Origin of the sequence: Streptomyces sp. NBC_00659 (assembly GCF_036226925.1) — a bacterium.
GTDB lineage: Bacteria > Actinomycetota > Actinomycetes > Streptomycetales > Streptomycetaceae > Streptomyces.
In genome coordinates this window covers 6835155-6860044 of sequence record NZ_CP109031.1, presented here as the reverse complement: position 1 = coordinate 6860044, position 24890 = coordinate 6835155, and the positions used below count along the sequence as shown (strand labels likewise).

The following is a 24890-nucleotide window of genomic DNA, read 5'->3' as shown; positions in this document are numbered from 1 at the left end:
GGAGTGCACTGGGGCCGGCACTGAAGGCAGCCTTTTCGGCCGTACCTTCAGACACCCAACAGCGTGCCCGGCACCCTCGCCACTCATGATCAGCTTTCCACGCTCCGAAGAGCAGTACTTGCAGCCCGAGATGACTGAGAGTGCCGAATAATCAACGTTCCACCCATGAGCAACCACCGTCGGACATCTGCCGACGTAATGGCCCTGGACCACCGGGCAAGCCCGGCGGCCTAGATGCTCCTTAGAAAGGAGGTGATCCAGCCGCACCTTCCGGTACGGCTACCTTGTTACGACTTCGTCCCAATCGCCAGTCCCACCTTCGACAGCTCCCTCCCACAAGGGGTTGGGCCACCGGCTTCGGGTGTTACCGACTTTCGTGACGTGACGGGCGGTGTGTACAAGGCCCGGGAACGTATTCACCGCAGCAATGCTGATCTGCGATTACTAGCAACTCCGACTTCATGGGGTCGAGTTGCAGACCCCAATCCGAACTGAGACAGGCTTTTTGAGATTCGCTCCGCCTCACGGCTTCGCAGCTCTTTGTACCTGCCATTGTAGCACGTGTGCAGCCCAAGACATAAGGGGCATGATGACTTGACGTCGTCCCCACCTTCCTCCGAGTTGACCCCGGCAGTCTCCTGTGAGTCCCCATCACCCCGAAGGGCATGCTGGCAACACAGAACAAGGGTTGCGCTCGTTGCGGGACTTAACCCAACATCTCACGACACGAGCTGACGACAGCCATGCACCACCTGTACACCGACCACAAGGGGGGCACTATCTCTAATGCTTTCCGGTGTATGTCAAGCCTTGGTAAGGTTCTTCGCGTTGCGTCGAATTAAGCCACATGCTCCGCTGCTTGTGCGGGCCCCCGTCAATTCCTTTGAGTTTTAGCCTTGCGGCCGTACTCCCCAGGCGGGGAACTTAATGCGTTAGCTGCGGCACCGACGACGTGGAATGTCGCCAACACCTAGTTCCCACCGTTTACGGCGTGGACTACCAGGGTATCTAATCCTGTTCGCTCCCCACGCTTTCGCTCCTCAGCGTCAGTAATGGCCCAGAGATCCGCCTTCGCCACCGGTGTTCCTCCTGATATCTGCGCATTTCACCGCTACACCAGGAATTCCGATCTCCCCTACCACACTCTAGCTAGCCCGTATCGAATGCAGACCCGGGGTTAAGCCCCGGGCTTTCACACCCGACGTGACAAGCCGCCTACGAGCTCTTTACGCCCAATAATTCCGGACAACGCTTGCGCCCTACGTATTACCGCGGCTGCTGGCACGTAGTTAGCCGGCGCTTCTTCTGCAGGTACCGTCACTTTCGCTTCTTCCCTGCTGAAAGAGGTTTACAACCCGAAGGCCGTCATCCCTCACGCGGCGTCGCTGCATCAGGCTTTCGCCCATTGTGCAATATTCCCCACTGCTGCCTCCCGTAGGAGTCTGGGCCGTGTCTCAGTCCCAGTGTGGCCGGTCGCCCTCTCAGGCCGGCTACCCGTCGTCGCCTTGGTGAGCCACTACCTCACCAACAAGCTGATAGGCCGCGGGCTCATCCTTCACCGCCGGAGCTTTTAACCCCCACCCATGCAGGCAGGAGTGTTATCCGGTATTAGACCCCGTTTCCAGGGCTTGTCCCAGAGTGAAGGGCAGATTGCCCACGTGTTACTCACCCGTTCGCCACTAATCCACCCCGAAGGGCTTCATCGTTCGACTTGCATGTGTTAAGCACGCCGCCAGCGTTCGTCCTGAGCCAGGATCAAACTCTCCGTGAATGTTTTCCCGACTACGTCGGGGCTACACCACGAGAGCGGAACAACCGGTCGGAATAGGACCGGCGTTCACAGCGTCCTCGCTGATGCGCCTGCCGGAACAATGCCCGGCAGGACTTTTTCAAAGGAACCTCGTCCCGACCGAACGGCCGGAGACGGGGTATCAACAAATCTGGCGTTGATTTTTGGCACGCTGTTGAGTTCTCAAGGAACGGACGCTTCCTTTGTACTCACCCTCTCGGGCTTTCCTCCGGGCGCTTCCCTTCGGTCTTGCGTTTCCGACTCTATCAGACCGTTTCCGTATCCGATTTCCTCGGCGCTTTCCAGGTTTCCGCTTTCGCGTTTCCCTTTCCAGCGGCTCCGACTTTATCAGATTCTCTGAGTCGGAATTTCCACCCCGTTCGGGGAGTGCCTCCGGAGCATGAAGCTTCGGGGTTCCCGTTCGGGTGGAGACGTAAACGTACTGGAGCGGAGCGCCACGATGCAAATCGAGGTGCTCCGCTCCAGGTTGGGGCGTTGCCGGAGGTCAGACCTCGACGACGACCGGGAGGATCATCGGGCGTCGGCGGTAGGTGTCGGACACCCACTTGCCCAGCGTGCGGCGGATGAGCTGCTGGAGCTGATGGGGCTCCACCACACCGTCCTGGGCCGACCGCTCCAGGACCTCCGTGATCTTCGGGATGACGTCGGCGAAGACCGCGTCGTCGATGCCGGAGCCGCGTGCCTGCACGTGCGGGCCGGCCGTGAGCTTGCCGGTGCTGGCGTCCATCACCACGAAGACCGAGATGATGCCCTCGTCCCCGAGGATCTTGCGGTCCTTGAGCGCGGGCTCACCGACGTCACCGACCGAGAGACCGTCGACGTAGACGTACCCGGCCTGGACCTTGCCGGAGATCTTCGCCTTGCCCTCGACCAGGTCGACGACGACGCCGTCCTCGGCGATCACGATCCGGTCGTGCGGGACACCGGTCAGGGCGCCCAGCTCGGCGTTGGCCCGAAGGTGACGCCATTCGCCGTGGACCGGCATCAGGTTGCGCGGCTTGCAGATGTTGTAGAAGTACAGCAGCTCGCCCGCGGAGGCGTGTCCGGAGACGTGCACCTTGGCGTTGCCCTTGTGGATGACCTTCGCGCCCCAGCGGGTCAGACCGTTGATGACGCGGTAGACCGCGTTCTCGTTGCCCGGGATCAGCGACGACGCCAGGATCACCGTGTCGCCCTGGACGATCCGGATCTGGTGGTCGCGGTTCGCCATCCGGGAGAGCGCGGCCATCGGCTCGCCCTGGGACCCCGTACAGACGAGGACGACCTCGTGGTCCGGAAGGTCGTCGAGCGTCTTGACGTCGACCACCAGACCCGGCGGGACCTTCAGGTAGCCGAGGTCGCGCGCGATGCCCATGTTGCGGACCATCGAGCGGCCGACGAAGGCGACCCTGCGGCCGTACTCGTGGGCGGTGTCGAGGATCTGCTGGATGCGGTGCACATGGCTGGCGAAGCTCGCCACGATGATCCGCTTGCTGGCGCCGGCGAAGACCTGGCGCAGCACGTTCTGGATGTCGCGCTCGGGCGGGACGAAGCCCGGGACCTCGGCGTTCGTGGAGTCCGAGAGGAGGAGGTCGATGCCTTCCTCGCTCAGCCGGGCGAACGCATGCAGGTCCGTGAGACGGCCGTCCAGCGGGAGCTGGTCCATCTTGAAGTCGCCTGTGTGGACCACCATGCCCGCGGGAGTGCGGATGGCGACCGCGAGGGCGTCCGGGATGGAGTGGTTGACCGCGACGAACTCGCAGTCGAAGGGGCCGATGCGCTCCCGGTGGCCCTCGGCCACTTCGAGCGTGTAGGGCCGGATGCGGTGCTCCTGGAGCTTCGCCTCGATGAGCGCGAGGGTCAGCTTGGAGCCGATCAGCGGGATGTCCGGCTTCTCGCGCAGGAGGAACGGGACGCCGCCGATGTGGTCCTCGTGGCCGTGCGTGAGCACGATGCCCTCGATGTCGTCGAGGCGGTCCCTGATGGACGTGAAGTCCGGCAGGATCAGGTCGATTCCGGGCTGCTCCTCCTCGGGGAAGAGCACTCCGCAGTCGACGATCAGGAGACGGCCTCCGTATTCGAAGACCGTCATGTTCCGGCCGATTTCACCGAGGCCGCCGAGCGGGGTGACCCGCAGGCCGCCCTTCGGGAGGACCGGCGGTTTGCCGAGTTCAGGATGCGGATGACTCAAAAGACTCTCCTCACCACGCGCGCCACGTACCTGGCAAGGCACGTGGCGCGCGTGACGTTCGTGCAGTAGCTGTTATGTGGGGTGCAGGCCCGTGGCCTGCGGTCGGGCGTATTCAGTTGTGAAGTCTGTGGTCAGAGCTCTACCCCGCCGGCGCCAAGATCGATCTTGAGCTGGGTGGTCTCCTCGGGCGACAGTTCGACCATCGGGGCGCGGAGCGGACCGGCGGGCAGGCCCTGGAGGGCGAGTGCGGCCTTGGTCGTCATCACGCCCTGAGTGCGGAACATGCCGGTGAAGACGGGGAGCAGCTTCTGGTGGATCTCGGTGGCCTTCTGGACGTCCCCCGAGATGTACGCGTCGAGCATCGCGCGCAGTTCCGGGGTGACGACGTGACCGACGACGGAGACGAAGCCCACCGCGCCGACGGAGAGCAACGGCAGGTTCAGCATGTCGTCGCCGGAGTACCAGGCGAGGCCGGAGCGGGCGATGGCCCAGCTGGCGCGGCCCAGGTCCCCCTTGGCGTCCTTGTTCGCGACGATACGCGGGTGCTCGGCGAGCCGCACCAGGGTTTCGGTGTTGATCGGGACGCCGCTGCGGCCGGGGATGTCGTAGAGCATGACCGGCAGTTCGGTCGCGTCGGCGATGGCCGAGAAGTGCCGGTACAACCCCTCCTGCGGGGGCTTGTTGTAGTACGGCGTCACGGTGAGCAGGCCGTGCGCGCCGGCCTTCTCGGCGTCGCGGGCGAGCTCGATGCTGTGGCGGGTGTCGTTCGTGCCGACACCGGCGACGATGTGGGCGCGGTCGCCGACCGCCTCCAGCACGGCGCGTACCAGCTCCGATTTCTCCGCGTTGCTGGTGGTCGGGGACTCACCGGTGGTGCCGTTGATGATCAGGCCGTCGTTGCCTGCGTCCACCAGGTGGGTCGCGAGCCGCTGAGCGCCGTCGAGGTCGAGTCCGCCGTCCGCCGTGAAGGGCGTGACCATGGCGGTGAGGACCCGCCCGAAGGGGGTCTGCGGAGTGGAGGTCGGAGCCATGGGTAATACGCTACTCGCTGCTCACCGCGTGGTCTGCCCTCGGGGGCCACGACAAAGCATGACAAAGGTGGAACCCGGCACTGCCTGCTCGGGGGTTCAAGCAGTACCGGGTCCGTTTGATCAGGCTAGATGAACTTCGCGAAATGCCGCAATACGGACACTTCGCTCGGATGATCCGTACATCTGTGCCGGACCGGTGCTCAGTGGCGTGTCAGGGCGCCACGCGCCCGTTGGCGTTGTACGCCGCGTGCGTGAGCGGCATGAGCCCGGCCCACTCCGCCTCCATCTTCTCGGCGACCATCTCGATCTCCCGCTGCGGGAACGACGGCACCCTGGCGAGCTCGTGCTGGGTGCGCAGTCCGAGGAAGTGCATCAGGGAGCGGGCGTTGCACGTGGCGTACATCGAGGAGAAGAGTCCGACCGGAAGAGTGGCGCGGGCGACCTCGCGGGCGACACCGGCCTTCAGCATCTCCTGGTACGCGGCGTAGGACTGCCGGTACGACTCCTCCATGGCCGTGGTGACGGTCCTGTGCTGTTCGGGGGTGCCCTGGACGAACTCGTACTTGCCGGGGCGCCCCTGCTGGACCAGCTTGCGGTCCTCACCGGGAACGTAGAAGACCGGCTCCAGCTCCCTGTAGCGGCCCGATTCCTCGTTGTACGACCAGCCCACGCGGTGCCGCATGAACTCACGGAAGACGAAGATCGGGGCGCTGACGAAGAAAGTCATCGAGTTGTGCTCGAAGGGGCTGCCGTGCCGGTCCCGCATCAGGTAGTTGATCAGGCCCTTGGAGCGCTCCGGGTCCTTCTGCAGCTCTGCCAGCGACTGCTCTCCCGCGGTGGAGACACGGGCGGCGAACAGCACGTCGGCGTCGGAGGCCGTGTGCTTGATCAGCTCGACGGTGACATCGCTGCGGAAGAAGGGCTTGAGGTCGTCGGCTGGGGTGTCGGTCACGGTGCGCGGGGTCCTTCCCATCACTGGCTCGGGCGGCGACCACTCTACGGCCCGGCGTCCACCCGGCTTCCGCAACCGGGCGTTCGGTGCCCGCCGCGACATTCATCGGCGAACTTCTGCGAATTCGGTGATTCCGGGCACCTCTTGTAACGTTCGGCCGTCTGTATGAGTGGGAGCGATGCGTTCGAGCCGTTCGAGCCGATCGCACCACTTGCCACCGGATCGCCCAGGTCACCCGGATCACCCGGATCGCGTCACTGGGCCCGGAGAAGTCCCCAGAGGAGAAGCACCGCCCATGTTCCGTCGGCGCGAGCCCGTCCCGTTCGCCTTCACCGCCGAAGCCGACCCGTTCCGCAGCAATGTCGCTCCCCCGCCCCGTGAGCGGTCCTCCGCCGGACAGATAGCCGGCCGATGCCTCTTCGGCCTCACCCTGGCCGCCGGGATCGCCGGCGCCCTGATCCTCGGCATGCCCGCCCTGTCCCAGGATCCGTCACCTGCGCAGACGCAGCACTCCGTGGCGTCGGACGGCCGCTGACTCTTCCGGACCCCCGAGGGTGGTGAGCCGGTAACCGGCTCGATAACCTCACCGGGCACAGCCCATCGTGGAGCGAGTGAGGATCAGTCGTGCCCCTGCCCTTCCTGACGGCGGACCGCGCCTTTGACGAGGCGGCGGAGGATGTCGCGCTGCCCTTCGACGACCGCGACCGCTGGCGGCGCCCCTACCGGCCCGGCCCCTGGCGGGTGGGCGCGGCCGCGCTCGTCCTGCTGCTCGCCTCGTACGTGCTTGTCGCGGCCGTCATCATCGCCGTCGCCGGGACGCTGCCCGGCGCCGCCGCCTGCATGGCCGGCGCGACGGCCGTCATCCTGTGCGCTCTGCGGCTGCTGCGCATGGGGGTGTGGGTCAGCGCCCGAGGGCTACGCCGGGTGGGCTTCTTCGTCACGCGGACGACTCCGTGGGAGCAGGTCGTGGCGGTGCGCACGGTGCAGCAGCCGGTGCGCTGGCTGGGGCTGCCCCGTACGGTCCAGGGCCAGGCCCTGACGCTGGTGAGCGCGGGCCGCGAGCCCGGGGACGTACCGCCGCTGATGACCACGCACAACGCCGACTTCCTGGCGCGCACCGAGGCCTTCGACCGGGCGGCGGACGTCATAGAGGTGTGGGCCGACGAGTACCGCCGGGCCTGAGACATCACGGCGAAGGGGCCGGTCCGCACGGTGTGCGGACCGGCCCCTTCGCCGTACGGCCTGGTCAGGCTTCCAGGGTCCTGCCCTCGTGGAGGGCGATGGCCCGTTGCATGGCCTTGCGGGCGCGCGGGGTGTCCCGGGCGTCGTGGTAGGCGACGGCGAGGCGGAACCAGCTCCGCCAGTCGTCCGGGGAGTCCTCGGTCTCGGCCTTGCGGCGGGCGAAGACCTCGTCGGCCGAGTCGCGGTCGATACGTCCGCCCTCGGTGCGCCGCAGCTCGTCGACGGGCAGTCCGCCCTCGGCGTCGAGCACGGCGGAGAGCCGGTTGGCCTTCCGGACGAACTGGGTGTTCTGCCAGAGGAACCAGATGCCGATGACCGGCAGGATGAGCACCGCGACCCCGAAGGTGACGGTGATCAGGGTGCCGTTCTGGATGAGCAGCACGCCCCGGCTGCCGACCAGGACGAAATAGACGACCAGGACGGCGGCCGTGATGGCATAGGTGATCTTCGCGCGCATGTCTGCCGGCTAACTGTCGTACGTCCCCGGCTCAGCCGAGGTCGAGGAAGTGTTCCAGGCCGAAGGTGAGACCCGGGGTGGTCACCACGTGGCGGGCGCCGAGCAGGATGCCCGGCATGAAGCTGCTGTGGTGGAGGGAGTCGTGGCGGATGGTCAGGGTCTCGCCCTCGCCGCCGAGCAGGACCTCCTGGTGGGCCAGGAGGCCGCGCAGCCGGATCGCGTGCACCGGGACGCCGTCGACGTCGGCGCCGCGGGCGCCGTCCAGGGCGGTCACCGTGGCGTCGGGCTGCGGGGCGCTGCCCGCGCGCTCCCGGGCCGCCGCGATGAGCTGAGCGGTGCGCGTGGCGGTGCCGCTGGGGGCGTCCACCTTGTTCGGGTGGTGCAGCTCGACGACCTCGACGGACTCGAAGTAGGGCGCGGCGACCTCGGCGAACTTCATCGTCAGGACGGCCCCGATGGAGAAGTTGGGCGCGATGAGCACACCCGTCTCCGGGGACGCGGCGAGCGAGGTGCCGAGCTGCGCGAGACGCTCGTCGGTCCAGCCGGTCGTGCCGACCACGGCGTGAATGCCGTGCCGGACGCAGAAGTCGAGGTTGCCCATCACCGAGGCCGGGGTGGTCAGCTCGACCACGACCTGGGTGCCGGCCTCGACCAGCGTCTCCAGCTTGTCGCCGCGGCCCAGTGCGGCCACCAGCTCCATGTCCTCGGCGGCCTCGACGGCTCGTACCGCCTCGGCTCCGATCCGGCCCTTGGCACCGAGGACCGCCACGCGCAGCTTGCTCATTGCTTCGTTCCTTACCGAGACGGGATTCGAGACGGGATCTACGCGACCGCGTCGTGCAGTCGGGACGCCTGCTTGTCCTTGACCGGGCCGATGACCGCCAGCGAGGGGCGCTGCCCGAGGACGTCCCGGGCGATGGAGCGGACCTCGTCCGGGGTGACCGCCGCTATCCGGGCGAGCATGTCGTCGACCGACATCTGCTCGCCCCAGCACAGCTCACTCTTGCCGATCCGGTTCATCAGCGCGCCGGTGTCCTCCAGACCGAGGACGGTGGAGCCCTGGAGCTGGCCGATGGCGCGACCGATCTCGTCGTCCGAGAGTCCGTGCTCGGCGACCTGGTCGAGCTCGTCGCGGCAGAGCTTGAGGACGTCGTGGACCTGGCTCGGGCGGCAGCCCGCGTAGACGCCGAAGAGGCCGCAGTCGGCGAAGCCCGAGGTGTACGAGTACACGCTGTAGGCCAGGCCGCGCTTCTCGCGGACCTCCTGGAAGAGGCGCGAGGACATGCCTCCGCCCAGGGCGGTGTTCAGGACGCCGAGGGCCCAGCGGCGGTCGTCGGTGCGGGCCAGACCCGGCATGCCGAGAACGACGTGGGCCTGCTCGGTCTTGCGGCCGAGCAGTTCGACGCGGCCCGCGGTACGGATGCTGCGGTTGCCGTCGCGCGGGGCGATGGGGGCCGCCTCGGCGTTCTTGAAGGCGCCGGCCTTCTCGAAGGCGGCGCGGACCTGGCGTACGACCTTGTTGTGGTCGACGTTGCCCGCACAGGCGACGACGAGGTGCGTCGGGTCGTAGTGCTTCTTGTAGAAGCGGCGGATCCGGTCCGCGGTGAGGGCGTTGACCGTGTCGACCGTACCGAGGACCGGGCGGCCGAGGGGGGTGTCGCCGAGCATGGTGTGCGCGAACAGGTCGTGCACGCAGTCGCCCGGGTCGTCCTCGGTCATCGCGATCTCTTCGAGGATGGCGCCGCGTTCGACGTTGACGTCGTCCTCGAGGATGAGCGAGCCGGTCAGCATGTCGCAGACGACGTCGATGGCCAATGGCAGGTCGGTGTCGAGCACGCGTGCGTAGTAGCACGTGTACTCCTTGGCCGTGAACGCGTTCATCTCGCCGCCGACCGCGTCGATCGCCGAGGAGATGTCCAGGGCGGACCTGCGGCTGGTGCCCTTGAAGAGCAGGTGCTCCAGATAGTGCGTCGCGCCGTTCAGGGTCGGCGTCTCGTCGCGGGAGCCCACGTGCGCCCAGATGCCGAACGTGGCCGAGCGCACGGAGGGGAGCGTCTCGGTGACGATGCGCAGCCCGCCGGGCAGGGTGGTCTTGCGGACCGTGCCGATGCCGTTCGCGCCCTTGATCAGGGTTTGGGTACGGGCGACGGCCCGCGCCTCCGAAGAGGTGCGGGCCGTCGTCGTGGAGCTACTCGACGTCACTGGTCGGTGTCGTCCTTCTTCTCATCGTCGCTCTCGCCCTCGACCACGGGGATCAGGGAGAGCTTGCCGCGGGAGTCGATCTCGGCGATCTCGACCTGGACCTTGGAGCCCACGGCCAGGACGTCCTCGACGTTCTCCACGCGCTTGCCGCCGGCGAGCTTGCGGATCTGCGAGATGTGCAGCAGACCGTCCTTGCCCGGGAGCAGCGACACGAACGCACCGAAGGTCGTCGTCTTCACGACGGTGCCCAGGTAGCGCTCGCCGACCTCCGGCATGGTCGGGTTGGCGATCGCGTTGATCGTGGCGCGCGCGGCCTCGGCCTGCGAGCCCTGCTGGGCACCGATGTAGATGGTGCCGTCGTCCTCGATCGTGATGTCGGCGCCGGTGTCCTCCTGGATCTGGTTGATCATCTTGCCCTTGGGGCCGATGACCTCACCGATCTTGTCCACCGGGATCTTGACGGTGATGATCCGCGGGGCGTTCGGGGACATCTCGTCCGGCGTGTCGATCGCTTCCATCATCACGTCGAGGATGTGGAGGCGGGCGTCGCGGGCCTGCTTGAGGGCCGCGGCCAGGACGGAGGCGGGGATGCCGTCCAGCTTGGTGTCGAGCTGGAGGGCGGTCACGAACTCCTTGGTGCCGGCGACCTTGAAGTCCATGTCACCGAAGGCGTCCTCCGCACCGAGGATGTCGGTGAGGGCGACGTAGTGCGTCTGGCCGTCGATCTCCTGGGAGATCAGGCCCATGGCGATACCCGCGACGGCGGCCTTCAGCGGCACACCGGCGTTGAGCAGCGACATGGTCGAGGCGCAGACCGAGCCCATGGACGTCGAGCCGTTGGAGCCGAGGGCCTCGGACACCTGACGGATCGCGTAGGGGAACTCCTCGCGGGTCGGCAGGACCGGCACGATCGCGCGCTCGGCGAGCGCGCCGTGGCCGATCTCGCGGCGCTTCGGGGAGCCGACGCGGCCCGTCTCACCGACGGAGTACGGCGGGAAGTTGTAGTTGTGCATGTAGCGCTTGCGGGTCACCGGGGAAAGGGTGTCCAGCTGCTGCTCCATGCGGAGCATGTTGAGGGTGGTGACGCCCAGGATCTGGGTCTCGCCACGCTCGAACAGCGCCGAGCCGTGCACGCGCGGGATGGCCTCGACCTCGGCGGCCAGCGTACGGATGTCCGTGACGCCGCGGCCGTCGATGCGGACCTTGTCCTTGATGACGCGCTCGCGGACGAGCTTCTTCGTCAGCGCGCGGTACGCGGCGGAGATCTCCTTCTCGCGACCCTCGAACTGCGGGAGCAGCTTCTCGGCGGCGATCTCCTTGACGCGGTCCAGCTCGGCCTCGCGGTCCTGCTTGCCGGCGATGGTGAGCGCCTGGGCGAGCTCGCTCTTGACCGCGGCGGTGAGGGCCTCGAAGACGTCGTCCTGGTAGTCCAGGAAGATCGGGAACTCGCCGGTCGGCTTGGCGGCCTTCGCGGCGAGGTCCGACTGCGCCTTGCACAGGACCTTGATGAAGGGCTTCGCGGCGTCGAGACCGGCGGCCACGACCTCCTCGGTCGGCGCCTCGGCGCCACCCTGGACGAGCGTGATCGTCTTCTCGGTGGCCTCGGCCTCGACCATCATGATCGCGACGTCGCCGTCCTCCAGGACGCGACCGGCGACGACCATGTCGAAAACGGCGTCCTCGAGCTCGGTGTGCGTCGGGAACGCGACCCACTGGCCGTTGATCAGCGCGACGCGGACGCCGCCGACCGGGCCGGAGAAGGGCAGACCGGCCAGCTGCGTGGACGCGGAGGCGGCGTTGATCGCCACGACGTCGTACAGGTGGTCGGGGTTGAGCGCCATGATCGTGGCGACGACCTGGATCTCGTTGCGAAGGCCCTTCTTGAAGGACGGGCGCAGCGGGCGGTCGATCAGACGGCAGGTGAGGATGGCGTCCTCGGAGGGACGGCCCTCACGGCGGAAGAAGCTGCCGGGGATCTTGCCCGCGGCGTACATCCGCTCCTCGACGTCCACCGTCAGGGGGAAGAAGTCGAGCTGGTCCTTGGGCTTCTTCGAAGCGGTGGTGGCCGACAGCACCATGGTGTCGTCGTCCAGGTACGCGACGGCGGAGCCGGCGGCCTGCCTGGCCAGCCTGCCCGTCTCGAAGCGGATGGTGCGGGTGCCGAAGGAACCGTTGTCGATAACGGCCTCGGCGTAGTGGGTCTCGTTCTCCACTAGCGTTTTCTCCTCGTCTTCGTCCCGTCCTGCCCGTGTGGCAGGGGGACGGTGGCGGAGAAGCGCTCCTTCTCGTGCGGGCCGGTCTTCGATCGAAGCACCCGGGGCTCTGTCGCCCGGGGGCCACTACCGAGGACCGGCGGCGTTGAGGCGCGCTTCCCCTCGTTCGTTGTCGTGAGATGCCCTACCCGGCGGGTACGGCGTCGTCACGCTGTGTTCGTCCGTGCTGTTTCCTGCGTATTGCGTTGTGCTACCACACTACAAAGCGTCGGTGACACTCCGCACGTAGAGAGCACCTGAGGCAGCACATACAGCAAAAGGAGCGGCTCCCAAGAAGTGGGAACCGCTCCCTTCACGGCGTCTTACTTGGCGCCGCCGGCCGCACCACGGCGGATGCCCAGGCGGTCGACCAGCGCACGGAAGCGCTGGATGTCCTTCTTGGCCAGGTACTGAAGCAGGCGGCGACGCTGGCCGACCAGGATCAGAAGACCACGGCGGGAGTGGTGGTCGTGCTTGTGGGTCTTGAGGTGCTCGGTCAGGTCCGAGATCCGGCGCGAAAGCATGGCGACCTGGACCTCGGGGGAGCCGGTGTCGCCCTCCTTCTGACCGAACTCGCTGATGAGCTGCTTCTTCGTAGCGGCGTCGAGCGGCACGCTTACTCCTTGTAGTCTCGTGTCTGCCACCGAGTGCCCCTGGTCGAATTCTCAGGGGAGCTTCCGTGACTCGGAAGGCGGGGATCCGCTGGGCGCGGCCTCCAGAGCAGCGCTCCGGGGGTGCGTACACAAACGGCCGTTACACAGGGTACCAGCCTGGGCGGATACGTCTGTCCGGGTCCACGAACCTTCCCGGACGGCGCGGACCGGGCCACTAGGGTGACGGCAGAGGTCATCCGTACGTGGGGAAGGGGCCGGCGAACATGGCCGAGGAGCCGGAGAACGACGCCAAGGCGCGCAAGGAGCGGGAGAAGGACGAGCTCTACGCGCTCGACATCTCGGGGGTCGCGTGGGAGAGCGCGCCGGGCACCGAGGAGCACGAGGAGCGGGTCGAGATCGCGTATCTGCCCGGGGGCGCGGTGGCCATGCGGTCGTCGCTCGACCCGGGGACGGTCCTCCGGTACACGGAGGCGGAGTGGCGGGCCTTCGTGCTGGGTGCGCGGGACGGCGAGTTCGACCTGGAGCCGGCTCCGCACGCGGGTGGTCCGGCCACGGAGTAGCGGGCCGTCGGGAACTCAGGGGCCGGTGCGGAGACATGCCGCGGCGGCCCTTTCGTCTGTCCGCCCGGCGGCGCGTCCGCGGGAGGCGCGTGAACACCGAGTGAGCGACCGGGCGGCAAGTGGCCGTCCGGGTGCCGTTGTTTGTCCGCTTTCGGGGTCAATAGTGAGCGTACGTACGCCACTTCTGGGCAGGGTGTGCCGTAACGGGTCGCAGCGGTGCGGTGGACGGGCCTGCCCCGCGAACAGTCATGGTGATTAGGCTGGGACAGGGCGCGACGCCTGAACCCGTGGACGGGGGGCTCGCGTTATCCGGGGGGCCGGTCAATTCGGGCGGTCTCGTACGCACTTCGGGCGGCCTCGGTCGTCCGTGAACGTCAGCGGACGACAAGCAGACGGTCGACCCGGCACGGCTTGAGGGTGCTCGACCACACCAGGAGGAATTGTGAACAGCGATCGGGACGGGATCCGCGGGGGCTGGGCGACGCCCGGCGATGACCAGTCCGACGCCGAGTCCGCCGTCGAGACGACGGGCGAGTTCACCATCGACTACGCGCCGCCCGCCTGGTACACGCAGAACGCCTCGGGCGGTTCCGGGGATTCCGGGGGCACGGGCGACGCGGGCGACGCGGAAGGTCCGCAGGACTCGCAGGAATCCGACGGCCCGAAGGAGTCCGGGGACGTGAGGGAGTCCGAGGAGCCGCGGGAGTCGCGGGAGCCGGAGGATTCGGCACCTGCGGGTGACGCGACGGCCTCGGACGGACCGTCTGCCGCTCCGGTGACGGTGACCGGCCCGGCGCCCGTCGACGGCCCCGAGGCCCTCCTGCCGGCCGTCGTACAGCCTCATGCCGGACAGCCCGACGTCGCACCCCACTTCGCACAGCCCGACGTCGTCAGGCCTGACGTCGTGCAGCCCCACGCGCCCGTGGCGGCACCGGTCGCCGATGCCGGTGGCCCGAGCGCTCTGCCGCACCTCCCCGCGGGCGGATTCCCGGCTCCGTGGACGCCTGCCGCTCCGCCCGTCGCCTCCGATGCCGCTCCCGACGCACAGGATGCCGGGAGCGGGGACCTCGACAGCGGGGCGACCATGCGGTTCTCCGCTGTCGCACTGAAGCGTGAGATCGCGGAACGGACGGCTTCCGAGGATGCCGGGGCCGAGGACGCTCCGGCCGCGGACGCTCAGGCCGAGGCCGGCACCGCCGAAGGTGACGGTGACGACCGGGGTGACGACGGCACGGTGCGGGGCGAGGACGAAACCGAGGCCCCGGGCGCGGCCTTGACCGTGGTCCGGCCTGATCACCACGTGGGCCGGTCCGGACAGCCGGTGCCCGCCCCGCCCGTCGCCGCTCCCGAGCCCACGCCCGCGCCCGCGCCTGTCATCGATCCCGTGCTCGCCTATCAGTCGCTGGAGGCGGCCTCCCAGTCCCAGCGCGCGAGCGTCGCCGACGCACCGGTGGCGGACCGGGCGGCCGCGGCCGACGCCGTCGCCGCTTCCCCCGGCGCCGAGTCCGTCGCCGAAGCGGGCGCCGCCTCGGCCGGGACCGACGCCGAAGCCCCGGGCGGGGCCGCCGACGCCGAAGCCCCGGGCGGGGCCGCCGACGCCGTGCCGCCGGGATCGTCGGACGACGAGGCCGGTACGGACGCCGCCGCCCCCGGGGGCGGCGACTTCGAGCTCCAGGACGCCTCGTCCCAGGACAGCGAGCCCCAGGACGCGGTGCCCGTGGTCCGGCCGGAGGAGCCCGAGAGGATGCAGGACACCCCTCCCGTCTGGGCTCCGCCGCCGCTGCCGCAGGGTGGGCTGCCGCCGTTGCCGCCCGCCTACCAGCCCGCGGCCCCCGCACCCGCTCCGCACTGGCCCGCCTCCACCGAGCCCGCGCCGGCCGCCCAGGGCCAGGTGCCGTACCAGGCGCCCGTGGCACCGGCCCCGGGCCAGCCCTTCCAGCCGCCCGCCTCGGTACCGGCGCCCGCCCCCGGCCAGCCCTTCCAGCCCCCGGCCGCACAGTCACCCGCGCCCGGCCAGCCCTTCCAGCCGCCCGCGTCGGCGCCCGCGCCCGCCCCCGGCCAGCCCTTCCAGCCCCCGGCACCGCAGCCCGTGCCGTCGGCGTGGTCCTCGCCCGGCGCTCCCGGTCCTGCGGGTTCGCCTCAGGCGCCCGCGCCGGTACCGTCGGCGGAATTCGAGAACGCCGTGCCTGCTCCCCCGCAGGCCGCCCATCCCTCGCCCTCGGCAGCACCCGCTCCCGCTCCCGGGGCCCCGGGAGCGCCTCAGCAGGGGAGCTACGGCTTCCCCCAGTCCGGCGCCCCGGACCCCGTCTCCGCCCCGCAGGGCAGCTACGGCTTCCCGCAGCCCGGCCCGCCCGCTCCGGCGGCCCCGCCTGCCCAGGCACCGGGCTACGGATTCCCGCAGCCCGCCGCGGCCACGGCCCCCGAGCAGCAGGCCCCCGGCCGGCCCGCCCCCGCACCGGGCTACGGCTTCCCCCAGCCGAACACCGCGCCCCAGGACCAGCAGCCGGCCCACCCCGCCGCCCCGCAAGCCCCCGGCTACGGGTTCCCGCAGCAGAACGCCCCGGAGCAGCAGGCCCCCGGCTACGGATTCCCTCAGCCCGCCCCGGCCCCGGAGCAGCAGGCACCTGGCCAACCGGCCCCGGTCGCCCCGCCCCTGTCGGGTGCCGTGCCGCCGCACGCTCCGGCTCCAGCTCCTCAGCAGGGCTACGGATTCCCGCAGTCGGCGGACGGCTCACCCGCGCCGCAGCCGGGCTACGGCCTCGCGCAGCCGCAGGCCCCGGCATCGGCCGCCCCGCCGTACCCGTCGCCGGCACAGCCGCAGGCTCCGTACCAGCCGGGCCCGCCGCCCGTGCAGCAGCAGCCCGCCGCGCCGACCGCCCCGGTCGACCCGCGGACCGGTACCGCCTGGCCGCAGCCCGTGCGGCACGATCAGCGGCAGCCGACCAACCCCGGTGCGGCCCCGCTCGGTTACACCGCGGCGGTGGAGCTGTCCTCCGACCGGCTGCTCAACAACAAGAGGCAGAAGGCCAAGAGCGGTCGTCCGGCCGCCGCGTCGTCGCGTTTCAAGCTGGGCGGGAAGAAGGAAGAGGCCGAGCGGCAGCGGAAGTTGGAGCTGATCCGGACCCCGGTGCTCTCCTGCTACCGGATCGCCGTCATCAGTCTCAAGGGCGGTGTCGGCAAGACGACCACGACCACCGCGCTCGGCTCCACGCTCGCCACCGAGCGACAGGACAAGATCCTCGCGATCGACGCCAACCCCGACGCGGGTACGCTCGGCCGCCGGGTGCGTCGCGAGACCGGCGCCACCATTCGTGACCTCGTGCAGGCGATCCCGTACATCAACTCGTACATGGACATCCGGCGGTTCACCTCCCAGGCGCCCTCCGGGCTGGAGATCATCGCCAACGACGTCGACCCCGCCGTGTCCACGGCCTTCAACGACGAGGACTACCGGCGCGCGATCGACGTCCTGGGCAAGCAGTACCCGATCATCCTGACCGACTCCGGAACGGGTCTGCTGTACAGCGCCATGCGCGGGGTGCTCGACCTCGCCGACCAGCTCATCATCATCTCGACACCGTCGGTGGACGGGGCGAGCAGTGCCAGTACGACACTGGACTGGCTGTCGGCACACGGGTACGCGGACCTCGTCGCGCGGTCGATCACCGTCATCTCGGGAGTGCGCGAGACCGGCAAGATGGTCAAGGTCGACGACATCGTCAGCCACTTCGAGACGCGCTGCCGCGGTGTCGTGGTCGTGCCGTTCGACGAGCACCTGTCCGCGGGCGCCGAGGTCGACCTCGACATGATGCGCCCCAAGGTGCGGGAGGCGTACTTCAACCTCTCCGCGATGGTCGCCGAGGACATCGCGCGGCACCAGCAGTCGCACGGGCTGTGGACGAACGACGGCAACCCGCCGCCGGTGGCCGCGCCGCCGATGCCGGGTCAGTACGTCCCCGGGCAGCAGGCTCCCGGACAGTACGTTCCCGGGCAGCAGGTTCCGGGTCAGCCCGCGCCGGGGCAGGCTCCGCAGCAACCCCAGCAACCCCAGCAGCCGTACGCCCAGCCGGGACAGCCCTACCCGCAGCAGCCCGGTCAGCCGTATCCGCAGGCGCCGGGGCAGGGATACCCGCAACCGCCGCAGCCGGGGCAGCAGTTCCAGCCCGGACAGGCCTACCCGCCGAACCCGGGGCAGAACCCGCCGCCTCCGGCACCCCCGCAGCAGTAGGGTCCGGCCGGCTCCTCCGAGGGGCCGGACACGGCGAAGACCCGCACCGTCCATGGACGGTGCGGGTCTTCGCGTACGTACGGGAGAGGGTCCGGGGAAGGACCGGGCAGGAACGGAAGGAAGGCGGGAGGAGGGGCTACTCCCCGTCGTACGCCTCGATCAGTTCCCGCGAGCGCTTCACGTCGTCGGTGATGGCCACCAGCAGCGCCTCGATGGAGTCGAACCTGGCCTGGCCGCGGACGAACGCGAGGAAGTCGACGGCGACGTGCAGACCGTAGAGGTCGAGGCCGACACGGTCGATGGCGTACGCCTCCACCGTGCGCTCGGTGCCGTCGAACTGCGGGTTCGTGCCCACGGAGATCGCGGCGGGCATGGCCTCGCCCTGTGCGTGCAGCCAGCCGGCGTAGACGCCGTCGGCGGGGATCGCGGTGTGCGGGAGGGTCTCGACGTTCGCCGTGGGGAAGCCGAGCTCGCGGCCGCGCTGGGCGCCGCGGACGACGACGCCCTCGACGCGGTGCGGCCGGCCGAGGATCTCGCGCGCGCCCTCGACATCGCCCTCGGTGACGAGGCGCCGTGTGAGGGTCGAGGAGAACGGCTCGCCGCCGCCCGCCTCACCGGACACGAAGAGGTCGACGACCTCGACCTCGAAGTCGTACGTCTCCCCCTGCTCGCGCAGGAATCCGACGTTGCCCGCGGCCTTGTGGCCGAAGCGGAAGTTGGGGCCCTCGACGACCGCCCTGGCGTGCAGCTTGTCGACCAGCACCTTGACCACGAAGTCGGCGGGCGACAGCTTCGAGAACTCGGTGGTGAACGGCACGATGAGCAGGGCGTCGACGCCCAGTTCGGCCATCAGTTCGGCGCGGCGGTGATGCGGGGCGAGCAGGGGCGGGTGGCTGCCGGGGCGGACGACCTCGCTGGGGTGCGGGTCGAAGGTGACCACGACGGAGGGGACGCCCAGAGCACGTGCGCGGTCCACGGCATGCCGGATGATCAGCTGGTGTCCGCGGTGCACCCCGTCGTAGGAACCGATGGTGACGACGCTGCGCCCCCAGTCCTCGGGGATGTCCTCCAAGCCACGCCAGCGCTGCACTGTGACCGCTCCTTGTCGAACCCGTGTCCGTGATTGCCTTATTCGCAGCTCTAAGGGTGCCATGCCGTGCGCTCTCGGCTTGCATCGGCATCAGGCTGTGACCGATCGCTCAGCGCCGCGGGGTGCCGTGCCGGGTCCGACGAGGTGCGGCCGCCGGGTCCGGTGCGGGGTTCGGCCCGGCGCGCGGCGGTGGGCCCGGTGCGGTGCGGAGTCCGTTGCGTGGGCGTGGTTCAGACGGGCGCCCTTGCCCCGGCCAGGCTCTCGATCAGGTGGCGGGTCCCGGGGCCGACCACGCCGTACCACTCCTCGGGAGCGCCGGTCACCCAGCGGGCCACCAGGGCGGCGAAGCCCGGAACGCACCGGGCCAGGTCGGCCAGGCCCCGTTCGAAGGCGGTGGCCCCGGCCGGGGTGCGGACGAGAAGGAGGCCGACGCGGTGCACCAGCTCACGCGTGGGTCCCTCACCCCCGCGGTCGAGGCCGTCGGCGGCGGTCCTCAGCACGGTGCCGAGAACGGCCGGATCTCGCTCGTGCGCCAGCAGCAGATCGAGCAGTTCGCGCCGCAACGGGGCCGACGCCTGGTCTCCCGGCGACGCGAGGACCTGGGCGAGCGCGCTCCGCACCGGCGGGCCGCACGTCTCCAGCAGTCCGCTGACCAGGGGGAACAGCGCCTCTTGGGGAGCACTTCCGTGGTCGATGCGGCGGTCCACGTCCGCGGCCACGTAGGCCGCGACCGCGGGGCACAGCTCCACGGTCTCGCGCACCAGGGCGGCGACCGGGCGGGCCAGCTCGGGGGTGGTGACGTCGGCGAGGGCGCGCAGCAGCTCGCCCGTGTCGGGGCCGAGCCGCCGCAGCCGTTCGCGGAACGCGGCGAGCACGGGTTCCGGGTCGGTGGCGAGCGCGGCGGCCGGCGCGCTCGGCGGCAGCCGTGGGTCACCGGCCGCGAAGCGTTCCAGAGCCTGCGGCAGGCAACGGGCACGCGCGAGCGGATCCTGTACGAGGATGCCGAGCGCCCCGCCGTGCAGAGTGCGGTCGGCGGGACGGGCGAGCAGGGTGAGAGCGGCGTGGCGCAGCAGCTCGCGGTCGGCCGGGGTGGCCGCGAACGGTGCCGCGCGCAGCCCGAGGGTGAGGGCCGCCGCGCGCCGCTTGGGCCGTTCGTCGCCCGCCCACCGGTCGACCGCCCGGCACACGGCCGACGGCTCCTCCTCCGCCAGCACGGCCAGCAGTTCGTCGCCCCGTGGATGGGCGCCGGCCATGAGGGCCTCGGTCAGATCGTCCGGGGCGCGCCGCCGGTGCGCGTACAGCAGTGCCTGCGCGGCCGTCGCCACGGTCGCGTCCGGTGTCGCGGGCAGGGGCCGCTCGTCGTCGAACCAGCGGGTGAGGTGGCGGTGCACGGCGACGGGGTCGGCGGCGAGGAGGCGGGAGACGGTGTCGAGATGGCGCGGGGCGGCGGGGGCCTCGCCCGGGTGCGGGAGCTCGGTGGCCGGGGCCCGGCGGGGGTCGGCGGCCACCAGGCGCCTGAGCAGGTCGAAGCGTTCCGTGTCCGGGACGGGCAGCGCCACCCAGAAGGCCGGACCGAACGCGGCCGGTACGGCTCTGTCCTGCCGCCGCCACACCACGATCCGCTCGGCGAGGAGCCGGAGCGCGCCCAGGTACGGGGTCGCGTCGGGCACGCGGAGCAGGACGGTCGTGCAGAGCCGGGTCGCCCACCAGAGGGGGTCGCCGTGGCGGGCGGTGAGCCGGTCCGGCGCTTCGGGCAGCAGGTCGTCGACCGCGTGGACGAGGTCCTCGAGGTGGAGCGTCAGTTCGGCGGTGGCCTGTTGACGGGCCAGCAGGAGCAGGGTCTCGACGACGGGGCCGATCCTGTGGCCGGGGACGGGAAGGGTGCTCGTTCCGTCGGCGGCGGTCCTGGAGTCACGGGCCCCGGCGTCGGGAGAGGCGGACCGGGTACGCCGAACGGGCCGGCGGCCGGACACCGTGGTCTCCGTACGGCCGGCGTCGATGCCGGTATCCGTGCCGGTTCCGCTGCCGGTAACCATGCCGCTGCCGGTATCCGCGCCGGTTCCGCTGCCGCGCCTGCGGTGGACCAGGCTGTCCAGCGCGGCGTCCAGGTCGAGGTGGGTGCCCTGGATCCAGTCGGCGAGCTCCTCGTCGGCGAAGCGGTAGCCGTCGCCGGCGGGGACGAGGAGTCCTTCGGTGAGGACGGCGGACGCCCAGCCGGTGATGCCCGCGAGAGGTCCCCGGGCGGGGCCCCAGGGAAAGACGCTCTCGAAGGAGGCCCGGTCCAGCTGGCCCTGTCCGGGGCCCAGACAGCACCGAGCGGCTTCGTGCACCTGGCCGGAGACACGGGCCGCGAGCCGGCGCACGGCGGCGCCGCGCAGTCCGTTCGCCGCGGCGAGCCGGACGGCGACGCGCAGGCACATCAGGTCGAGGTGAGCGGCGAACACGTCGTCGCGGTCGAGCTGCCGGGCCGGCAGGTCCACGGGCGCGGCCCGCACCTCGGAGAGCAGGCGCAGCACCAGCGGACGACGGGCGTCGGCCGGCACGAGGACACCGTCCGGAATCCCGGCACGCGCCCGCGCCAGCCGCCCCTCCTCCTCGGTCAGATCACCGAGCGGCACACACGCGGGCAGAGTCCCGCCGACGTCCGGCGACGCGGGTCCGTCCGGGTCCGGCGTCCGGCGGCCGTCCGGGTCCGGTGCCGGGCGGTGCAGCAGGACCGCGGGAAATTCCGCCCCGGCCCGTTCCCAGTACTCCGCGCGGCAGGCGACCACGAGTCGGGTGCCGGTCCGGGTCAGCCAGTCCGCCGTCGCCTCGGTCCAGGCGGGGAGGCGGTGGGCGAGTTCGGGGGGCATCTCCTCGGGGCCGTCGAGGAGGAACAACAGCGGGCGGCCACCGGCGTGTGCGGGCTCGGCCAGGCGGTCCGGCGCGATGTCGCCGAGTTCGCCGCCGTATCCCTCGGGAGGCAGCACGCTCGTGTCGGCCGGGGCCCGCCGCGCGGCCGCCGTCCCGGTCGCTCCGGGGCTCCGCCGCGACGCGGCCACGATCCGTCCGGCGCGCTCCAGGGCACGCGTCGCCGCGTCGGCCACCGAGATGTCGTCGGCGCGCAGATCTGCGCCGCGCAGCCAGAGGGTGGGAGCCGGTTCGGGACCCCGGAGGCGGCGGGCGGCGAGGGCGGCCAGTTCCGTCGTACGGCCGCTGCCGGGCGGGCCGACGAGCCCGAGGACGACGGCGGTGCCGCTCTCGAAGGCCGCGAACTCCCTGCCGACGTCGGCCCGTTCGACGATTCCGGGCTGCGCGCCCACGGTCCCGGACGGAACCGGCGGGCGGGGCCCGTCCGAGCCCACCGAGGTCGCGGTGAGCTCCAGCGCGCCCGCGAGGTTCAGATCGGCGCCGTACGCGGGCACGGTGGCCGCGTTACGGGCCAGCAGTTCGGCGAGCGGCCCCGCGCCGCGCCGCAGGGGAACGGCGAGTCCGGGCGCCCGATGGCCCGCCGGGGTCTCCCCGGGCGCGGTGCCGTCCGGGGTGCGGGCGCGCAGGGCGGCGCAGACGACCGCCACCACGGCGCCGGTGCGGGCGTCGAGGACCGGCCCTCCGGTCGCTCCGCCGCCCGGCCTGAGCGCGTCCGCGCCCGCCGTGCCGATCGCCAACTCCAGTGCGCCGTGCAGGAGATGGGCGCCGCCGAGGACCGGGTACGCCACAGGGGCGGAGCCCAGCACGCGCGCCTCGCGCCAGCCGCCCGCGGCGATCCTGACGTACGTGCCGGTCGCGACGCGGTCCCGCACGGTGACGGGGAGCGGGCCGAGGCCGAGACCTTCGGTGCGTACGAGGGCCAGACCGAGGCCGGGCAGCGGTGTGACGGCCTCGGCGCCCAGCACGCAGGTGCGGTCGCCGGGGGCGTGCAGGACGAGCCGGGCCAGTCCGTCGACGGCCTCGTGGCTGGTGATCACGGTCCCGTGGTGGTCGGCCGCGAATCCCGTGCCGCGTGGGCGGCCGGCCAGGTCGCAGACGCGTACGAGGGCGTCGTCCCCCGTCTGTCCGGCGTCGTCCGCCGCCTCATCGTTCCCGGTCCGCGGGCCACGCCCCGCCATACTCGAACCTCCCCGCCGCGCTCCTGCTCCGACGGTAGGGGTGAGATGATCAGCGGGACAGATCGCGCGGCGAACGCGCCCCCCTCTACTCCCCCGGTTCACTCCGAGCGCCCGCCCGATGGGGTGAATACGGCAGATCGGATGGATACACCCTTGGTGGGGGAACCGAGGGGGGACCGTGGAGCGGCGGGCACGAGACCCCGTGACCGCCGCTCCACGGGCAGAAGTGTCCGCCCGGCCGCGCGCCCGGCAGGGGCGCGCGGTCCTCAGGCGAAGACGGCGAGGCTCTTGGCCTTGCCCTTCTGTTCCTCGACCAGCGCGAGGAACCGGCCCTCGGGGTCGAAGACCGCCACGGTGCCCTTGCCCGCGTACTCGTCGGGCATCTCGAGCCGGACGCCGTTGAGCAGCAGCCGGGCCCGCTTGGAGTCCACGTCCCAGCGCGGGAACGCGGCCGCGGCCGCGTCCGCGAGCGGCATCACCGTCAGCTCCTCCTGGAGCTGGTCGAGGGTGCGCGCGGAGTCCAGCTTGTACGGGCCGACGCGGGTGCGGCGCAGGGCGGTGAGGTGACCGCCGACGCCCAGGTCCGCGCCGAGGTCGCGGGCGATCGCCCGGATGTACGTCCCGGACGAGCAGACGACGGAGACGACCAGGTCGAGCACCGGGGTGCCGTTCTCGGCGACCGCGTCACGGATGTCGTACACCGCGAAGGACGAGATGGTCACCGGGCGGGCCGGGATCTCGAACTCCTCGCCCTCGCGTGCCCTCTTGTACGAGCGCACACCGTCGATCTTGATGGCGCTGACCTTGGACGGCACCTGCATGATGGCGCCGGTCAGCTTGGCCACCCCGGCGTCGATCGCGTCACGCTTCACACCGGAGGCGTCCGTCGAGGAGGTGAGATCGCCCTCGGCGTCGTCGGTCAGCGTGTTCTGGCCGAGCCGGATCGTGCCGAGGTACTCCTTCTCGGTGAGCGCGAGGTGACCGAGGAGCTTGGTGGCCTTCTCGACACCGAGGACGAGCACGCCCGTCGCCATGGGGTCGAGGGTGCCCGCGTGGCCGACCCGGCGGGTTCTGGCGATGCCGCGCATCTTGGCGACCACGTCGTGCGAGGTGAAGCCCGACGGCTTGTCGACGATGACAAGCCCGTCGGGCGTTTTGGTCTTCTGCGTCATCGAGCCGAGTCGTCCTCGTCCTCGTCGTCCTCGCCCGGCTTCTTGTACGGGTCCGCGTCACCCGCGAAGGACGCGCCGGCCGAGACCTCGCGCACCTTCTCGTCCGAGGCCCGTGCCTTGTCGAGCAGGTCCTCGATGGTCTTGGCGGTGTCCGGCAGGGCGTCCGCGACGAACGTCAGCGTCGGCGTGAACTTCACGCCCGCCGCCGCGCCGACGGCCGAGCGGAGCACGCCCTTGGCGCTCTCCAGGCCCGCGGCCGCCTCGGCACGCTGCTCGTCGTCCCCGTACACCGTGTAGAAGACGGTGGCCTCCCGGAGGTCCCCGGTGACCCGGGTGTCCGTGATGGTGACGTGAGTGCCGAGCCGCGGGTCCTTGATCCCGCGCTGCAGCTTCTTGGCCACCACCTCTCGGATGAGGTCCGCCAGCCTCTTCGCCCGCGCGTTGTCGGCCACTGGTCCGTCTCCTTCTTCGCCTTGCGTGTTGCGTCGGTCTTCGTCAGTCTTCGTCGGTGTGGAGTCTGCGTCGTACCGACAGCAGTTCCACCTCCGGTCGCGCCGCGACCAGTCGTTCGCACCGGTCCAGTACGTCCGTCAGGTGCTTGGTGTCCCCGGATACCACCGCCAGGCCGATCTCGGCCCTGCGGTGAAGGTCCTGGTTGCCCGTCTCGGCGGCACTCACCGCGTACTTCCGCTGGAGTTCGGCGACGATCGGCCGGACGAGAGAGCGTTTCTCCTTGAGCGAGTGGACGTCGCCGAGGAGCAGATCGAAGGACAGTGTCCCCACATACATGTGTAACCGGATGTCCCGCCGGTACGGGGTAGATGGCCTGCCAATGCGCTTGGCAGGGACATCAGAACCGTACAACGAACCGTCGGCTCGCTCGACGGGGTTTCCGGGCCCGGGCCGTAGCCGGACGGGTGACCCGGCACGGCGGCCGGCCGGGGCCGGTCACGCGATTCCCCGCGCCCCGGGAAGGGACGCGGGGAATCGCGTGATCTCGCAAAAGCCAGGCTGGCCGGCGG

The 24890-nt window shown here is 70.5% G+C and carries 17 protein-coding genes and 1 rRNA gene; 4 read left to right on the top strand and 14 right to left on the bottom strand.

The window, feature by feature from the left end; genetic code table 11:
* Positions 1 to 245: 245 nt before the first annotated feature.
* The 4 genes from OG410_RS30035 to thyX form a co-directional block, all read right to left on the bottom strand.
* Positions 246 to 1771: ribosomal RNA gene (locus OG410_RS30035) — 16S ribosomal RNA — on the bottom strand.
* A 523-nt stretch (positions 1772 to 2294) separates the two neighbouring features.
* Complete coding sequence (locus tag OG410_RS30030) at positions 2295 to 3980, bottom strand: ribonuclease J (protein ID WP_329301952.1); 1686 nt, start codon at positions 3978 to 3980, stop codon at positions 2295 to 2297.
* Positions 3981 to 4111: 131 nt separating this feature from the next.
* Positions 4112 to 5011, bottom strand: coding sequence for a 4-hydroxy-tetrahydrodipicolinate synthase (gene dapA, locus OG410_RS30025; protein ID WP_326785143.1), 900 nt, complete (start codon positions 5009 to 5011; stop codon positions 4112 to 4114).
* Positions 5012 to 5222: 211 nt separating this feature from the next.
* Positions 5223 to 5963: an FAD-dependent thymidylate synthase gene (gene thyX, locus OG410_RS30020; RefSeq protein WP_328671870.1), complete on the bottom strand. Its 741-nt coding sequence runs from the start codon at positions 5961 to 5963 to the stop codon at positions 5223 to 5225.
* 295 nt (positions 5964 to 6258) lie between these two features.
* Between thyX and OG410_RS30015 the strand changes: the two genes are divergently transcribed.
* Positions 6259 to 6498, top strand: coding sequence for a hypothetical protein (locus OG410_RS30015; RefSeq protein WP_329301951.1), 240 nt, complete (start codon positions 6259 to 6261; stop codon positions 6496 to 6498).
* A gap of 89 nt (positions 6499 to 6587) precedes the next feature.
* Complete coding sequence (locus OG410_RS30010; protein WP_329301950.1) at positions 6588 to 7145, top strand: hypothetical protein; 558 nt, start codon at positions 6588 to 6590, stop codon at positions 7143 to 7145.
* Between the two features lie 64 nt (positions 7146 to 7209).
* Here OG410_RS30010 and OG410_RS30005 read toward each other — a convergent pair whose 3' ends face one another.
* From OG410_RS30005 to rpsO, 5 genes are all read right to left on the bottom strand, one after another.
* Complete coding sequence (locus OG410_RS30005; protein WP_329301949.1) at positions 7210 to 7662, bottom strand: hypothetical protein; 453 nt, start codon at positions 7660 to 7662, stop codon at positions 7210 to 7212.
* A 31-nt stretch (positions 7663 to 7693) separates the two neighbouring features.
* Positions 7694 to 8446 (bottom strand): 4-hydroxy-tetrahydrodipicolinate reductase, encoded by a 753-nt coding sequence (gene dapB / locus OG410_RS30000; RefSeq protein ID WP_329301948.1) that lies wholly within the window; start codon positions 8444 to 8446, stop codon positions 7694 to 7696.
* 38 nt (positions 8447 to 8484) lie between these two features.
* Positions 8485 to 9864: a M16 family metallopeptidase gene (locus OG410_RS29995; RefSeq protein WP_329301947.1), complete on the bottom strand. Its 1380-nt coding sequence runs from the start codon at positions 9862 to 9864 to the stop codon at positions 8485 to 8487.
* Entirely contained in the window at positions 9861 to 12077 is a 2217-nt protein-coding gene (locus OG410_RS29990; protein ID WP_328447423.1) for a polyribonucleotide nucleotidyltransferase, read from the bottom strand. Before OG410_RS29990 ends, OG410_RS29995 begins: the two co-directional genes overlap by 4 nt.
* A 362-nt stretch (positions 12078 to 12439) precedes the next feature.
* The gene (gene rpsO, locus OG410_RS29985; RefSeq protein WP_081219736.1) at positions 12440 to 12730 is read right to left on the bottom strand and encodes a 30S ribosomal protein S15; all 291 of its coding nucleotides are present in this window, start codon (positions 12728 to 12730) and stop codon (positions 12440 to 12442) included.
* Between the two features lie 263 nt (positions 12731 to 12993).
* Here rpsO and OG410_RS29980 point away from each other — a divergent pair, with 263 nt between their 5' ends.
* On the top strand, positions 12994 to 13290 hold the full coding sequence (locus OG410_RS29980) for a DUF397 domain-containing protein (protein ID WP_329301946.1): 297 nt from the start codon (positions 12994 to 12996) through the stop codon (positions 13288 to 13290).
* Positions 13291 to 13732: 442 nt separating this feature from the next.
* Positions 13733 to 17518: an SCO5717 family growth-regulating ATPase gene (locus OG410_RS29975; RefSeq protein WP_329301945.1), complete on the top strand. Its 3786-nt coding sequence runs from the start codon at positions 13733 to 13735 to the stop codon at positions 17516 to 17518.
* Between the two features lie 136 nt (positions 17519 to 17654).
* Here the strand turns inward: OG410_RS29975 and OG410_RS29970 are convergent, their stop codons facing one another.
* The 5 genes from OG410_RS29970 to OG410_RS29950 all read right to left on the bottom strand — a co-directional run bounded on the left by OG410_RS29970 (position 17655) and on the right by OG410_RS29950 (position 24657).
* Complete coding sequence (locus tag OG410_RS29970) at positions 17655 to 18608, bottom strand: bifunctional riboflavin kinase/FAD synthetase (protein WP_329301944.1); 954 nt, start codon at positions 18606 to 18608, stop codon at positions 17655 to 17657.
* Between the two features lie 230 nt (positions 18609 to 18838).
* Positions 18839 to 22696 carry a serine protease gene (locus tag OG410_RS29965; RefSeq protein WP_329301943.1) on the bottom strand — a complete coding sequence of 1286 codons (3858 nt, stop codon included), beginning with the start codon at positions 22694 to 22696 and terminating at the stop codon, positions 18839 to 18841.
* 266 nt (positions 22697 to 22962) lie between these two features.
* Positions 22963 to 23868: a tRNA pseudouridine(55) synthase TruB gene (gene truB, locus OG410_RS29960; RefSeq protein WP_329301942.1), complete on the bottom strand. Its 906-nt coding sequence runs from the start codon at positions 23866 to 23868 to the stop codon at positions 22963 to 22965.
* Positions 23865 to 24320 carry a 30S ribosome-binding factor RbfA gene (gene rbfA, locus OG410_RS29955; RefSeq protein ID WP_329301941.1) on the bottom strand — a complete coding sequence of 152 codons (456 nt, stop codon included), beginning with the start codon at positions 24318 to 24320 and terminating at the stop codon, positions 23865 to 23867. The genes truB and rbfA overlap by 4 nt, the downstream gene beginning before the upstream one ends.
* A 43-nt stretch (positions 24321 to 24363) precedes the next feature.
* The gene (locus OG410_RS29950) at positions 24364 to 24657 is read right to left on the bottom strand and encodes a DUF503 domain-containing protein (protein ID WP_326785157.1); all 294 of its coding nucleotides are present in this window, start codon (positions 24655 to 24657) and stop codon (positions 24364 to 24366) included.
* Between the last annotated feature and the right edge of the window lie 233 nt (positions 24658 to 24890).

Coding starts and splice junctions, on each gene's coding strand:
- OG410_RS30015 (WP_329301951.1), top strand. CDS start 6,259: ATGTTCCGTCGGCGCGAGCCCGTCCCGTTCGCCTTCACCGCCGAAGCC.
- OG410_RS29965 (WP_329301943.1), bottom strand. CDS start 22,696: ATGGCGGGGCGTGGCCCGCGGACCGGGAACGATGAGGCGGCGGACGAC.
- OG410_RS29950 (WP_326785157.1), bottom strand. CDS start 24,657: ATGTATGTGGGGACACTGTCCTTCGATCTGCTCCTCGGCGACGTCCAC.
- dapA (WP_326785143.1), bottom strand. CDS start 5,011: ATGGCTCCGACCTCCACTCCGCAGACCCCCTTCGGGCGGGTCCTCACC.
- OG410_RS30005 (WP_329301949.1), bottom strand. CDS start 7,662: ATGCGCGCGAAGATCACCTATGCCATCACGGCCGCCGTCCTGGTCGTC.
- OG410_RS29980 (WP_329301946.1), top strand. CDS start 12,994: ATGGCCGAGGAGCCGGAGAACGACGCCAAGGCGCGCAAGGAGCGGGAG.
- dapB (WP_329301948.1), bottom strand. CDS start 8,446: ATGAGCAAGCTGCGCGTGGCGGTCCTCGGTGCCAAGGGCCGGATCGGA.
- truB (WP_329301942.1), bottom strand. CDS start 23,868: ATGACGCAGAAGACCAAAACGCCCGACGGGCTTGTCATCGTCGACAAG.